Genomic DNA, 13,309 nt, shown 5'->3' on the forward strand with positions numbered 1-13,309 from the left:
GTCAGTCCTCGAAGCGCGGCGCGGTTTCGTCGAGCAGCGCGTTGGCGGCGGCGACCGCCATCTTCGGATCGGCGCCGTCGGCGAAGACGGCGCTGGACAGCGCCACGAATTCGGCGCCGGTGGCGGCGACCGCTTCCACCGAGGCAAGATCGGATCCGGCCATGACGATGCAAGGGATCTGGATCACGTCCGCCCACCATTGCCCGAGCGACAGGTTGCGGGGGTGCGGCTCAGGCTTGTTGTCGTAACCGAAGCGGCCGAAGAAAATGTAATCAGGCCTGACCTCGCCGAGTTCCAGCGCATCGTCGCGGGTCTTGGCGCCGCCGGTGCCGACCATCATCCTGGCCTGGAAGTGTTCGATCGTTTCAGCGAGCTCGTCCTTGCCGACCTCGACATGGATGCCATCGGCCTGGACGCGGCCGGCGATGCGGGTGTCGCCAGCAATGATGACGGCAATGCCGGCCGCTTGCGCCACCGGCACGATCTGTTCGGCAAAGGCCTGGAAGGCGGCCTCGTCCATACCGTTTTCCGGCAGGATGAGCGAGGCGACGTCACCGCCGTCGAAGGCCGCGGCGATGCGCTCGGCAGGCACGTTCGGCGGCGCGATCAGCACGATACGGCAGCGGTTGGGCGGCGTTGCGTCATTCATTGAATTCGATCCCGGTTATCGCCTATGCCGGGCGAAGATGGTTGCATTGCGGCATAGAGCAAAGTGCGGGGATTGAACAGGCGGCAGGGGGATCACGATTGCCGTCAACATTCTATCGGGGCTCGGCGTATGGCTGCCGCTGGCCGAAATTCTCCTCGCCTGGCCGCTTGCGGCCCTACGCAGGCACCTTCGATTTCCACAGCGACCAGCCGAGATTCATGCCGGCAGCGGCGACCAGGATCGCGGCGCCGCCGACGATCTGCGCCGGATGCAGCCGATGGCCGAAGGCGACGACGTCGACGAGGATGGCGACGACGGGGTAGATGAAGGACAGCGATCCCTGCAGATGCGTCGGCAGCTTCTGGATGGCGCCGTACATGAGGATGTACATCAGACCGGTATGGACGATGCCGAGCGTCGCCAGCATTACCCAGCTCCGCGCATCGACGGGAAGGTGGGTGAGATTGGCGAAGGGTGCCAGCATGACGACGCCGATGCAGACCTGGATCAGGGCGATCAGGTGCGGCGGCGTGCCTTTGAGTTTCTTGGTGACGATAGCCGCAACGGCCCAGAAGAAAGCCGCGGCCAGCGCCATCGCAATGCCGGTAAAGTAATCCGTACCATGATCGCCTGCATCGGGCGCGGCCTGCACGATCAGCAGCATGCCGGCGAAGGCGATGCCGAGCCAGGTCAGCTTGGTCATCGTCAGCCGTTCGGAGAAGAAGAGCGCGCCAAACCCGACCAGCATGAAGGGCTGCGTGTTGTAGACAGCCGTGGCGATCGAGATCGAGGCACGCGAAAACGCGCTGAACAGCAGCAGCCAGTTGATAACGATGGCAGCACCGCCGAGAGCCGCGATCGCGACGATGCGAAGCGACAGCCTGCCGCGCAGCAGTCCCAGCGCCGTGCAGATGACCAGCAGCGTTACCGCACCGAAGGCGCAGCGCCAGAACACCACGTCCATGATGGGCTGGCCGGAAAGGACGACGAACCAGCCGATCGTGCCGAGGATCGCCATCGCCGCCGTCATTTCGATCGTGCCGCGTACCGTATTGTCCATGGATGCTCCCGAAACTCTGTTGAGATTTTATAATCCCATGGCGGATCGGGCCTTTCCATGACTTGTTGCCGGTGATATGCAGAACCAACCTCATTAAATTAGGTAAACATCGGCTTTTTCTTGGAATTGTAAAATGCTGGACGAGCTCGACAGAAAGCTCCTCGATATCCTGGTCAAGGATTCACGGACTTCGCTGAAGGAACTGGCGCTGCAGGTCGGGTTGTCGTCGCCAAGCGTTTCGGAGCGGCTTCGGCGGCTTGAGGATCGCGGCGTCATCCGCGCTTTCACCATCGATATCGATCCGCAAGCGCTCGGCTACGCCTTGCAGGCGATCGTTCGCATCCGGCCATTGCCGGGCAAGCTGCACATCGTCCAGAAGCTGATCGAGGAAATCCCGGAATTCGGCGAATGCGACAAGGTGACGGGCGATGACTGCTTCGTTGCCCGGCTGTTCGTCCGCTCGATCGGCGAGCTCGACGGGGTTCTCGACCGCATCGCCGACAAGGCCGAAACCAGCACCGCCATCATCAAGGCGCAGCCGATCCGGAGACGCCCGCCGCCGCTCGACATGCCAAACATGTGACGGGTTTCGGTGGCCTGGCCCACATATTTGCGGTCGCGGTCTGGCCATTTCTGGTCTATTCCAGAGTTCAGCTTTCCCTCCAGCGTCCCTTCCCCATGTCAGGTCTGCTCGTCGATCCCTGGTTCTATGCCGCGGCCATTCCGGCCGTCATCCTCGTCGGCCTGTCGAAAGGCGGCTTCGGCGGCGCCGTCGGCTTTGTCGGCGTGCCATTGATGGCGCTGACCATGCCGCCGGTTCAGGCTGCCGCAATCCTTTTGCCAATTCTGTGCCTGATGGACATTGTCTCGGTGTGGACATGGTGGGGCATCTTCGACCGCAAGATGCTGGCCGACATGATGCCGGGTGCCGTGATCGGCATTGCCCTTGGCTGGCTGACGGCGGCACTTGTAACCGAAGAGATGGTGCGGCTGATCGTCGGCGCGGTTGCCTTGATCTTCGTGCTGCGCTGGCTCTATTTGCAACTCCGCCACGGTGCCGGCCACGCGGCGGAGCCCAACCGCGTCGCCGCCGGCTGCTGGGGTACTGTTGCCGGGTTCACCAGCTTCGTCGCCCATGTCGGCGGACCGCCTTTTCAGGTCTACGCCTTGCCGATCAGGCTCGATCCGAAGGTGCTGTCGGGCACCGCGGCGATCTTTTTCGCCGTTACCAATGCGCTGAAGCTCATCCCTTATTTCGCGCTCGGCCAGTTCGACACCACCAATTTGACCGCGTCGGCGGTGCTGATGCCACTGGCGCCGCTGTCGACAATCGCCGGCGCCTGGCTGGTGCGGCGGATGCGGCCGGAGCTGTTCTATCCCTTTACCTATGCGACCGTGGCGGTCGTCGCGGTCAAGCTTCTGTGGGACGGCATAGCCGGCCTTCTGTAAGACGGCGGCCCCTGTCGGCCGCCGCCGGATCCCTTAAGCCTCAGGCGGCACTCGGCAGCAGCGGCCGCGTCCTGCCAAGCGCGAGCGCGGCGCCGGTAGCCAGCACGAACGCCATGCAGCCAAGAATGGTGATGTCGTGCAGCGTCGGCTTCAGCACCATGTCCGCGATGATCACCAGCATCACCGAATAGTCGAAGCGCGCGGCATTGAGGACGCGCTGGCCCTGGGCAAGCACTGCCGGCGTCACGCCATCCTTGGCGATCATGCCCGCCATGCGGTCGGCCGTCGGCTTGAATACGAACATGCCGATGCAGAAGGTCGTCGCATAACCGGCAAGGCCGATCAGCACCCACAGATCGGAAAAGCCGACCCAGAAGCCGCACATGATGAGACCGAAGAGCAATGTCAGCATCGACATCGGCGCGAAGAACCGGTTGCCGAGCTCGCCGGTGGCGCGCATCGCCTGCAGCATGCCTTCGACGTTTCCAGCGCGGTCGGCGCGTACCGCGAGCAGCATCAGCGTGAAGCCGCCGCCGACCCAGAGGATCGCCGAGACGATGTGCAGAAATTTAACGGCCGAGTACCAGTCCATTGTTCGCTCCTTGAGAGATTTTGATGATTGCCGGAGCGCAAGGTTTTGCTCCGCCTCGTTGCGAGGAACGGGCGTTTAGCGCGGCGCCTGTTTCGGAACGATGTCGCGCGCAGGGCCGTTTTGTTTCGGTATCTCGGTCACCATCTGGAGGAAACCATTGCGCAAGCGCGTCGCTCCCACTTTCCAGCCGGTGGTGTGAACGGCGCCGTAGCCAGTCAGCTGTGCTGTTACGGCACAGATGCTGGGCGCTTGATCGAAAAATATGCCCTGCGTTAAGGGTTCGTTAAGCTTTACAGGCGTTTACTATGTCCATCCAGTGATCTGGATTCTTACCGAGTGGTTGGAGCCACTTTGTTTGACGCCTCCCTGTTAAACTCCTGAGAGCCGCCTTATCCGCGGCTCTTTTTTTGTGCGCCGGCATGGGCGTCCTTCCGGCTAAATGCGGCCGTTAACCGTTTGTTAAACATGTGCTTGCCTTCGCTGGCAGCGAAGCGCATTTTCAAGCTTCAGTCGTTTAGGCTGCCGAATGTGGCAGCCACGAGCCGAATCGGCCGGCTGTCAGGCAAGTGCAGGGGCGTAGCGATGAACGAGCCTTCGAAGGCGAGCGCGAAAACCATCAAGCTGGCGGAGCGCCGGGTTTTCTCCCAATCCTTCAAGCCGCTCTATCAGGAAGGCATGGGCCTGGTCGAGCAGGCGGCCGAATATCTCGACGGCAAGGGCCGCGCCGAGGCCAAGAAGCTGTCGAGGCTGGCGGCGACGCTTTATGCGGCCGAATCGATGCGGCTGACCACCAGGCTGATGCAGGTCGCCTCGTGGCTGCTTTTGCAGCGGGCGGCGAATTCCGGCGAGATGACCCGCGATCAGGTGGCTTCCGAAAAATCCAAGGTGCGTCTCGACACCGCCTCCGCGCACGAGGAGGCGCCCGGCTGGGCCGAGCTGCCGACGGATTTCGTCGACCTCGTCAACCGCTCGCTGCGCCTTCAGGCGCTGGTGCGCCGCATGGACGAGGAGATCTATGGCGGCCTCGCCGAGGTGCCGCCGTCGAGCCGTCGCGTCAATCCGGTCTCAGACCAGATCACGCTGCTGAACACGGCTTTCGCCCGCGGCTGACAGGCCGCTTGATAATTCTACTCTGACGGACACCTGGCGCGGTTCTCTGCGCTTACCTGCAGCGCCGCGCGTCCTTTGGACGCGCAAAGGACGCTGCAGCACTTTGATTACGCATGATCTTAACCGGAAAATCGAACCCGATTTTCGGGATCATGCGTGGGCTCACGGACCAAATGTCCGCTCCGCTTCGGTTCCCGAAAACCACGCCATCTGTCTCGTCAGAGCGAACTCTCAAACAGCCTGCGGGACGTAGCCAGACCTCGTTTCTGGTTTGTTCACATTTCGCTGGCATCGCTGTCCGCCGAAGGTAGACTTGGCGGATGGGGGAAGCGATTCGCATCATCGGCATCGATCCGGGGCTGAGGCGCACCGGCTGGGGCATCGTCGAGAGCCTCGGCAATTCGCTGCGCTTCGTCGCCTCCGGCACGGTACGGTCCGATGACAAGGCCGCGCTGGCGGTGCGTCTTTGCCAGTTGCATGACGGGCTCGCCGAGATCCTGCATGCCGCGATGCCGCACGAGGCGGCGGTCGAGCAAACTTTCGTCAACAAGGACGCCGCTGCGACGCTGAAACTCGGCCAGGCACGCGGCATCGCCATGCTGGTGCCGGCGCGTGCCGGCCTTGTCGTTGCCGAATATGCGCCAAACGCCGTCAAAAAGGCGGTGATCGGCGTCGGCCATGGCGACAAGAAGCAGATCCACATGATGGTCAAGGTGCTGATGCCGAAGGCGACTTTCGACAGCGATGACGCCGCCGACGCGCTGGCTATCGCCATCTGTCACGCGCATCACCGGCAGAGCATCGCCTACAGGATGGCGGCGCTGGCCGGATAAGTTTGTTCTTGACTTGTTCTCCGGCTGATAATAAGTAATACCGACGAGGTATTACCATGCGCGTTACCACCAAGGGCCAAGTGACCATCCCGAAGGAAATACGGGATCATCTGGGTATCGGCCCGGGCTCGGAGGTGGAGTTCGTCCCCACCGAGGACGGGGCTCGTGTCATAGCCGTCGACGAAAACATGTCGGAGGAGGAAGCCGCGCGCAGATTCAGCCAGATGCTCGGCCGTATGGCCGGTACGCTGGATCTGGGGGGCATGACGACGGACGAATATATGGAATGGCTGAGGGGCCCACGTGAAGACCTCGACATTGATTGACACAGATGTCCTGATCGACGTTTGGGGTCCTGCCGGACGGGAGAAGAAGTGGTCGGCGTCGGCAATCACCGCATGCCGGCGCGACGGCGCGCTTGTCATCAACACAATCGTCTGGTCCGAACTCGCGCCGCTGATTGCAACGGAGCAGGCCCTTCGCCAAGCAGCCGACATGCTCAAGATCGAGCGTGAATTCCTGCCGTGGGAAGCAGCCTTCCTCGCTGGTGTCACGCACTCGCGCTATCGCCGCGCCGGCGGCATTCGCGAACGAACCTTGCCGGATTTCTTTATCGGCGCCCACGCAGTCATTGCGGGACATCGGCTACTGACGCGCGATGCCGCGCGCTATCGCAGCTACTTCCCGGACCTCGATATCATCTCTCCGGAAACCCACCCGGCATGATCGGCAAGCTCAAATGATCGGCAAGCTAAAAGGCACGCTGGACGAGATCGACGAGGATTTCTGCATCGTCGACGTGCATGGCGTCGGCTACGTCGCCTATTGCTCGGCGCGCACGCTTGCCGCATTGCCGCCGCCCGGCGAGGCGGTGGTGTTGTTCATCGAGACCTATGTGCGCGAGGATATGCTGCGGCTCTATGGGTTCCAGTCGGTGCTGGAGCGCGAGTGGTTCCGGCTGTTGATGAACAATGTGCAAGGCGTCGGCGCCAAGGTGGCGCTGGCTATCCTGTCGACGCTGGCGCCGGCCGATCTCGCCAATGCGATTGCGCTGCGCGACATCGCCATGGTCAGCCGCGCGCCCGGCGTCGGCAAGAAGGTGGCCGAGCGCATCGTCACCGAGCTGAAGAACAAGGCGCCGGCCTATGCGGGCACTGCCTCGGGCACCATCGGCCTGAAGCAGGAGCTCGGCGAAGGCGTTGCCTCGGCGCCGATCACCGATGCCGTCTCGGCGCTGGTCAATCTCGGCTATTCGCGCGACACCGCCGCCAATGCGGTGGCGGCGGCGCTGAAGACGGCAGGCGAGGAGGCGGACGCATCGAAGCTGATCCGCTTCGGGCTGAAGGAGCTGGCACGGTGAGACGTTGCCCGACAAATAAATTCCGACTAGGAACAAGAGCATGGTCGGATATGCGGGCTTGACCTCCAGGGGGCAGCTTACGATTCCAAAGAAAGTCCGGTACGAGTTGTCGCTCAAGTCAGGCGATATTATTGCCTGGACGGTCGTGGATGGTCTCCTGATAGGAACGCCGCGCAATCTCGAATTTGCCGACCTCGCTGGATTTCTAGGTGATCCACCTGACGGGCCCGTTACGCTGGAACAGATCGACGCGGTGGTAAGAGATGCAGTAGGCCGCCATGTTGTTGGCGAGCAGCAAGACGCCGAACGAGAGGGTGCCGTGTGACCTTGATCCGTGTCGATACGAACTTTTTCCTTCGAGCGGTATGCGCATGAGTCTTTCGCCACGCCTCATTGCTCCCGACAAACGCGGCGAGGACGCCGAGCAGACCTTGCGGCCGCAGACGCTCGGCGACTTCGTCGGCCAGGCGGCGGTGCGGGCCAATCTCAAAGTGTTCATCGAAGCCGCCAAGGGGCGCAGCGAAGCGCTCGACCATGTGCTGTTCGTTGGCCCGCCCGGCCTCGGCAAGACGACGCTGGCGCAAATCATGGCGCGCGAGCTCGGCGTCAATTTCCGCTCGACCTCGGGCCCGGTCATCGCCAAGGCCGGCGATCTCGCAGCGCTGCTCACCAACCTCGAAGACCGCGACGTGCTGTTCATCGACGAGATCCACCGGCTCAACCCGGCGGTCGAGGAAATCCTCTATCCGGCGATGGAGGATTTCCAGCTCGACCTGATCATCGGCGAGGGGCCGGCGGCGCGTTCGGTCAAGATCGACCTGGCCCGCTTCACCCTCGTCGCCGCCACCACCCGGCTCGGCCTGTTGACCAACCCGCTGCGCGACCGCTTCGGCATCCCGGTCAGGCTCAATTTCTACTCGGTCGAGGAATTGGAACAGATCGTGCGGCGCGGCGCCCGCATCCTTGCCATGCCGCTCGGCGACGACGGTGCTTTGGAGATCGCCCGGCGGGCGCGCGGCACGCCGCGCATCGCCGGCCGGCTGTTGCGCCGGGTGCGCGACTTTGCCAGCGTTGCCGGCGACGGCCATGTCGACCGCAAGATCGCCGACGAGGCGCTGACGCGGCTCGAGGTCGACGGGCTCGGCCTCGACGCACTCGACCGCCGCTATCTGTCGATGATCGCCCGGAATTTCGGCGGCGGGCCGGTCGGCATCGAAACCATCGCCGCCGGGCTTTCCGAACCACGCGATGCCATCGAGGACATCATCGAGCCCTTTCTGATCCAGCAAGGCTTCATCATGCGCACCCCGCGCGGCCGCGTGCTGGCGGCCAATGCCTGGCGGCATCTCGGCCTCGACGCGCCGAAGGACCTGGCGCAGCAGCAGATCAGCCTGTTCCAGGAAGAGCCGTAAGTTCCGCTGCTTATGGCTTCGGTGCTGGCAGTTCCCGGCCCCGCCCTCCAGGTCTTGATCATCGCCGGTCTATGCGCAAAACAGGTGTTGCTTAAAACAGGGCCCGTCGGGCCAAAAGGACAGCAATGGACGATCATGGTGAATCGGCCTTGTCCGCCGGGCTTTCCGGCGCGCTGACGGAATTCGGCCATCGATTGATGGCGCGGGTCTATTATGCAGACACCGATTTTTCCGGCGTCGTCTACCACGCGCGCTATCTCGAATTCTTCGAGCGCGGCCGTTCCGACTATCTGCGGCTGGCCGGCGTCCACCACACCGAGCTTGCCGACGGCAAGCATGGCGAGAGAATAGTCTGGGTGGTGCGGCGCATGGAGATCGACTTCCGCGGTTCGGCCCGCATGGACGACATCCTGACCATCGATACGCGCACCGACGAGATTTCCGGTGCGCGCATCGTCATGGCGCAGCAGTTGAAACGCGGCAGCGAGGTGCTGGTCGAGGCGCGGGTCGAAGCGGCGATCGTTGGCGAGAACGGCCGGCCGCGGCGCTTTCCCAAGGATTGGGTGGCAGCCTTCATGCCCAGAACGCGCAAATAAAGGTTCAGAGGCAACGATCCCGAGCTCCCGGTCGGGGCCAGGATCGCCGGGCGGCTCGTCGGGGCGCGGCAATGCGCCGCGCTGTACGTCCTAACCCATCCTTAACCATAACGGTCCATGAAGGGATTGGTTAAGATTGGGAGAATCCAAGCGCCTTCCTTTCACCAATATTTGCCCCGAAAAGGCCGCCAACGGTGCATTTGGGGTTATTCCGCCAGCCTAACGCGAACGGATCACAAGGGATGCCCATGGGCCAGCCGCCAGCCACGCCCGGAAAATCTTTAAGGACGTAACATGGAAAACATCGCTCTCGCCGACCCGGGCGCGCATTTATCGATTTGGGCCTTGTTCATGCAGGCCGGTTGGGTGGTCAAGCTGGTCATGATAGGGCTGCTCTGCGCCTCGATCTGGACCTGGGCGATCATCGTCGACAAGCTCGTCGCCTATGCCCGCATGCGGCTGGCGCTCAATCGCTTCGAACAGGTGTTCTGGTCGGGACAGTCGCTGGAAGAACTTTACCGCACGCTCGCCGACCGCAAGACGACCGGCATGAGCGCGATCTTCGTCGCCGCCATGCGCGAATGGAAGAAGAGCTTCGAGAAGGGCGCGAAATCGCCGCTCGGCCTGCAGACCCGCATCGACAAGGCGATGGATCTGGCGTTGACCCGCGAGATGGAAAAGCTTGAAGGGCGGCTCGGCTTCCTCGCCACCACCGGCTCGGCGGCGCCGTTCATCGGCCTGTTCGGCACCGTGATCGGCATCATGACCTCGTTCCAGGCGATCGCCGCCTCGAAGAATACCAGCCTGTCGGTGGTCGCGCCCGGCATCGCCGAAGCGCTGCTGGCGACGGCCATCGGCCTGCTCGCCGCCATCCCGGCCGTCATCGCCTATAACAAGCTGTCGTCGGACGCGAGCAAGATCGCGGTGCGCATGGAAGGGTTCGCGGATGAGTTCTCCGCCATACTCTCGCGCCAAATCGATGAAAAAGTCGCGCAGAAGGCCTGAGGAACGATCATGGGAATGTCCGTAAGCGCAGGTGGCGGAGGACGCGGCGGGCGCGGCCACAGGCGGCGCGGCCGCCATCACGCCTTGATATCGGAGATCAACGTCACGCCGATGGTCGACGTCATGCTGGTGCTGCTGATCATCTTCATGGTCGCGGCGCCGTTGCTGACGGTCGGCGTGCCGATCGACCTGCCGGATACCCAGGCCAAAGCGATGAACGCCGATACGCAGCCTATAACCGTGTCCATCAACTCGGCCGGTCAGATCTACCTCCAGGAAACCGAGATCCCGATCGAGGAGCTGGTGGCAAAGCTGCAGGCGATCTCGAAGACCGGCTATGACGAGCGCATTTTCATCAGAGGTGACAAATCTACCGACTACGGCATGGCCATGAAGGTGATGGCTCGTATCTCGGCCGCCGGCTACAAGAATATCGGCCTGGTTTCACTGCAGGAACAGGATCAATAGACGCAAGATGAGGACCGGCCTCACCACATCGGTGATCTTGCATACGGTGGCGATTGCCTTCGGGCTGTTCACGTTGTCCTCGCCGCCCGCGATGCCTGCGTCCGATGCGGAATCGGTGTCGGTCGAGATCGTGCCGATGGAAGCGACGGCACAGGTCCTGCAAGGCGACAAGAAGGCTGTGATGCACGACAAGCCGGCGCCGCTACCGACGCAGCGTCCCGACATCGTTCCAGACGCCCAGAAAATCGGCGATAACAGCGTCGACACCGACAAGCCGCCGACACCGGAGCCCAAGCCCCAGCCGGTCGATATGACGGCGGCTCCGCCACCCGCGCCGACGCCGGTCGAAAAGCCCAAGCCCGAGGACGTGCCGAAGCCGAAGGAAGAGCCGAAGCCTATTCCCGCTACGGAGGTAGCGCCGGTGCCGCAGCCGAAGGAAGAGGTCAAGCCCGAGCCTGTCAAGCAGACCGAGCCCAAGCCGACGCTGGCCAAGGAGCCGACGCCCACGCCGCCGCAGGACAAGACTGCAGCGATCGAGCCGCAGCCCGAGGTCAAGCCGGATGCCGTCGCCGAGGCGATTGCCAAGCAACCGCCAACCGAGGAGGCGCAGCTTCCGGACTCGGCCCCGGCACCTGAGGCTCGGCCGAAGCCGCAGCCGGTCCAGGCAGAAAGCGCCAAGGCACCGGAGCGCAAGGACGCCGACAAGCCGGTCAAGGAAGCCTCCTCCAAGCCGAAATCGGACGACAAGCAATTCAACGCCGACGAGATTTCGGCTCTGCTCGACAAGCGGAAGCCGGCCGGGGGCGGCGCCAAGCGCTCGACCCAGCAGGCATCGCTCGGCGGCGAGAAGGATCAGGGCCAGAAGCTTTCGAAATCGGAGCAGGGGGCATTGGAGGCCCAGCTTGGTGGTTGCTGGACACTTCCGGCAGGGCTCGAGGGTTCGGAGAATTTCGTCGTCGTGGTCCGGTTCAATCTGGACGCCTCCGGCAAGTTGGATGGCCGGCCGAGCGTTGAAAAGTCGAGCGGAAACCGCCCGTTTGACGAAAGTGCAGTGCGCGCGGTTCAGAAATGCGATGTGGCCGGCTTGCAAGTTCCCGCGGGCAAGCAAGACATCTGGTCCGACGTTCGGGTCACTTTCGACCCCAGGGAGATGCTCGGCCTTTAGGCCCGGCGCCCACAGAGTCAGCGAAGAGAAGCGAGAAGACATGAAATCCATCCTCAAGCCGCTCCTGATGATCGTAGCGATGGCGCTGGGCATGACTGCCGCCGCCACCCTGCCGGCGCGGGCGCTCGTTGAGCTCAACGTCAACAAGGGCAATGTCGAGCCGTTGCCGATCGCCATCACCGACTTCCAGGGCGGCGATGCGCTCGGCGCCGAGATTTCCGGCATCGTCAGTGCCGACCTGAAACGCTCCGGCCTGTTCGCGCCGATCGACAAAAGCGCTTTCATTGAAAAGATCTCGAACCCGGATGCCACGCCGCGCTTCGAAGACTGGAAGGTGATCAATGCGCAGGCGCTGGTCACCGGCAGTGTCGGAAAGGAGGCTGACGGCCGTGTCCGCGCCCAGTACCGGCTGTGGGACACCTTTGCCGGCCAGCAGATGTCGGGGGAACAGTTCTTCGCCAACGACGCCAATACCAGGCGCGTCGCCCATATCATCGCCGACGCCATCTATGAGCGGCTGACCGGCGAGAAGGGCTATTTCGACACGCGCGTCGTCTTCATCGACGAGTCCGGTGCCAAGAATGCGCGCAAGAAGCGGCTTGCCATCATGGACCAGGACGGCGCCAACGTCCGCTATCTCTCGAACGGCAAATCGATCGTGCTGACGCCGCGCTTCTCGCCGAACCGGCAGGAAATCACCTACATGTCCTATGAGAGCGGTCAGCCGCGGGTGTACCTTTTGCAGATCGAGACGGGGCAGCGCGAGCTGGTCGGCAATTTCCCCGGCATGACCTTTGCGCCGCGCTTTTCGCCGGACGGCCAGAAAGTAATCATGAGCCTGCTGCGCGATGACGGCAATTCCAACATCTTCGCCATGGACCTGAGAAGCCGCTCGACGACCAGGCTTACCAATTCGACCGCCATCGACACCTCACCGTCCTACTCGCCTGACGGCAGCAAGGTGGTGTTCACCTCGGATCGCGGCGGCCGCGCGCAGATCTATGTAATGGGCGCCGACGGCTCGGGCCAGACCCGCATCTCGTTCGGCGACGGCGTCTATTCGACGCCGGTGTGGTCGCCGCGCGGCGATCTCATCGCCTTCACCAAGCAGACCGGCGGCGAATTCCAGATCGGCGTCATGCGCACCGACGGTTCGGGTGAGCGCATCCTGTCCACCGGCTTTCAGCAGGAGGGGCCGACCTGGGCGCCCAACGGCCGGGTGCTGATGTTCTTCCGCGATTCCAATGGCGGACCAAAACTTGTTTCGGTCGATCTCACCGGCCGCAACGAACAGTCGATCCCGACGGCGAACTTCGCCTCGGATCCGGCCTGGTCGCCGCTGCTCGAATAGTTCCGGGCAAGGATGTTCAATTCGAGCATCCTTTGCTCCCAGTTGCACGTCGGCAACGGTGGCCGAAAAGCGCCGTTTCCGGCCTTGTTTTCACCCGATGGTCGCGTTTTGGCCGCATTTCCGCCTACGGTCCGCGCTCATTGTGTAGCCTTGGATGACCCGTCGGGGCGCCCCCTGCAACGAAGGCTGCGGACGGCAGCCGAAACCAAATTTTAACCGTGTTTCTTGAGCGTCGGTTAACCCAAACGTGGTTACTGGA

At 62.9% G+C, this 13,309-nt stretch carries 17 protein-coding genes; 14 read left to right on the forward strand and 3 right to left on the reverse strand.

The window, feature by feature from the left end:
• Position 1: 1 nt before the first annotated feature.
• Positions 2-649, reverse strand: coding sequence for a thiamine phosphate synthase (locus NKH13_RS00775; RefSeq protein ID WP_352909893.1), 648 nt, complete (start codon positions 647-649; stop codon positions 2-4).
• A gap of 175 nt (positions 650-824) precedes the next feature.
• Positions 825-1,709, reverse strand: coding sequence for a DMT family transporter (locus tag NKH13_RS00780; RefSeq protein ID WP_352909895.1), 885 nt, complete (start codon positions 1,707-1,709; stop codon positions 825-827).
• A gap of 133 nt (positions 1,710-1,842) precedes the next feature.
• Here NKH13_RS00780 and NKH13_RS00785 point away from each other — a divergent pair, with 133 nt between their 5' ends.
• Positions 1,843-2,292: an Lrp/AsnC family transcriptional regulator gene (locus NKH13_RS00785; protein WP_352909896.1), complete on the forward strand. Its 450-nt coding sequence runs from the start codon at positions 1,843-1,845 to the stop codon at positions 2,290-2,292.
• Between the two features lie 95 nt (positions 2,293-2,387).
• Positions 2,388-3,158, forward strand: coding sequence for a sulfite exporter TauE/SafE family protein (locus tag NKH13_RS00790; RefSeq protein ID WP_352909898.1), 771 nt, complete (start codon positions 2,388-2,390; stop codon positions 3,156-3,158).
• 40 nt (positions 3,159-3,198) lie between these two features.
• Here NKH13_RS00790 and NKH13_RS00795 read toward each other — a convergent pair whose 3' ends face one another.
• The gene (locus NKH13_RS00795; RefSeq protein WP_352465696.1) at positions 3,199-3,750 is read right to left on the reverse strand and encodes a DUF2269 family protein; all 552 of its coding nucleotides are present in this window, start codon (positions 3,748-3,750) and stop codon (positions 3,199-3,201) included.
• 582 nt (positions 3,751-4,332) lie between these two features.
• Between NKH13_RS00795 and rcdA the strand changes: the two genes are divergently transcribed.
• The 12 genes from rcdA (at position 4,333) to tolB (ending at position 13,050) form a co-directional block, all read left to right on the forward strand.
• Positions 4,333-4,860 carry a protease adaptor protein RcdA gene (gene rcdA, locus NKH13_RS00800; protein ID WP_352909901.1) on the forward strand — a complete coding sequence of 176 codons (528 nt, stop codon included), beginning with the start codon at positions 4,333-4,335 and terminating at the stop codon, positions 4,858-4,860.
• A 320-nt stretch (positions 4,861-5,180) separates the two neighbouring features.
• Positions 5,181-5,693 (forward strand): crossover junction endodeoxyribonuclease RuvC, encoded by a 513-nt coding sequence (ruvC, locus tag NKH13_RS00805; RefSeq protein ID WP_023678004.1) that lies wholly within the window; start codon positions 5,181-5,183, stop codon positions 5,691-5,693.
• 56 nt (positions 5,694-5,749) lie between these two features.
• A complete protein-coding gene (locus NKH13_RS00810) occupies positions 5,750-6,019 on the forward strand; it encodes an AbrB/MazE/SpoVT family DNA-binding domain-containing protein (RefSeq protein ID WP_352909903.1) in 270 nt (89 codons plus the stop codon).
• On the forward strand, positions 5,997-6,419 hold the full coding sequence (locus NKH13_RS00815) for a type II toxin-antitoxin system VapC family toxin (RefSeq protein ID WP_352909905.1): 423 nt from the start codon (positions 5,997-5,999) through the stop codon (positions 6,417-6,419). Before NKH13_RS00810 ends, NKH13_RS00815 begins: the two co-directional genes overlap by 23 nt.
• Positions 6,420-6,432: 13 nt before the next feature.
• Complete coding sequence (gene ruvA, locus NKH13_RS00820; protein ID WP_352522865.1) at positions 6,433-7,053, forward strand: Holliday junction branch migration protein RuvA; 621 nt, start codon at positions 6,433-6,435, stop codon at positions 7,051-7,053.
• A gap of 40 nt (positions 7,054-7,093) precedes the next feature.
• Positions 7,094-7,378, forward strand: a complete 285-nt coding sequence (locus tag NKH13_RS00825; RefSeq protein ID WP_352909906.1) for an AbrB/MazE/SpoVT family DNA-binding domain-containing protein — start codon at positions 7,094-7,096, stop codon at positions 7,376-7,378.
• 46 nt (positions 7,379-7,424) lie between these two features.
• A complete protein-coding gene (ruvB, locus tag NKH13_RS00830) occupies positions 7,425-8,465 on the forward strand; it encodes a Holliday junction branch migration DNA helicase RuvB (protein ID WP_023719611.1) in 1,041 nt (346 codons plus the stop codon).
• 125 nt (positions 8,466-8,590) lie between these two features.
• On the forward strand, positions 8,591-9,061 hold the full coding sequence (gene ybgC, locus NKH13_RS00835; RefSeq protein ID WP_352909908.1) for a tol-pal system-associated acyl-CoA thioesterase: 471 nt from the start codon (positions 8,591-8,593) through the stop codon (positions 9,059-9,061).
• 294 nt (positions 9,062-9,355) lie between these two features.
• Entirely contained in the window at positions 9,356-10,066 is a 711-nt protein-coding gene (gene tolQ, locus NKH13_RS00840; RefSeq protein WP_352489260.1) for a protein TolQ, read from the forward strand.
• 9 nt (positions 10,067-10,075) lie between these two features.
• Positions 10,076-10,534 (forward strand): protein TolR, encoded by a 459-nt coding sequence (tolR, locus tag NKH13_RS00845; protein ID WP_352909911.1) that lies wholly within the window; start codon positions 10,076-10,078, stop codon positions 10,532-10,534.
• A gap of 7 nt (positions 10,535-10,541) precedes the next feature.
• Positions 10,542-11,699 (forward strand): cell envelope integrity protein TolA, encoded by a 1,158-nt coding sequence (gene tolA / locus NKH13_RS00850; RefSeq protein WP_352909914.1) that lies wholly within the window; start codon positions 10,542-10,544, stop codon positions 11,697-11,699.
• A gap of 67 nt (positions 11,700-11,766) precedes the next feature.
• Positions 11,767-13,050: a Tol-Pal system beta propeller repeat protein TolB gene (gene tolB / locus NKH13_RS00855; protein WP_502895839.1), complete on the forward strand. Its 1,284-nt coding sequence runs from the start codon at positions 11,767-11,769 to the stop codon at positions 13,048-13,050.
• Positions 13,051-13,309 lie beyond the last annotated feature (259 nt).

This window comes from Mesorhizobium sp. M1348 (genome assembly GCF_040317925.1).
In the GTDB taxonomy this organism is placed as follows: domain Bacteria; phylum Pseudomonadota; class Alphaproteobacteria; order Rhizobiales; family Rhizobiaceae; genus Mesorhizobium.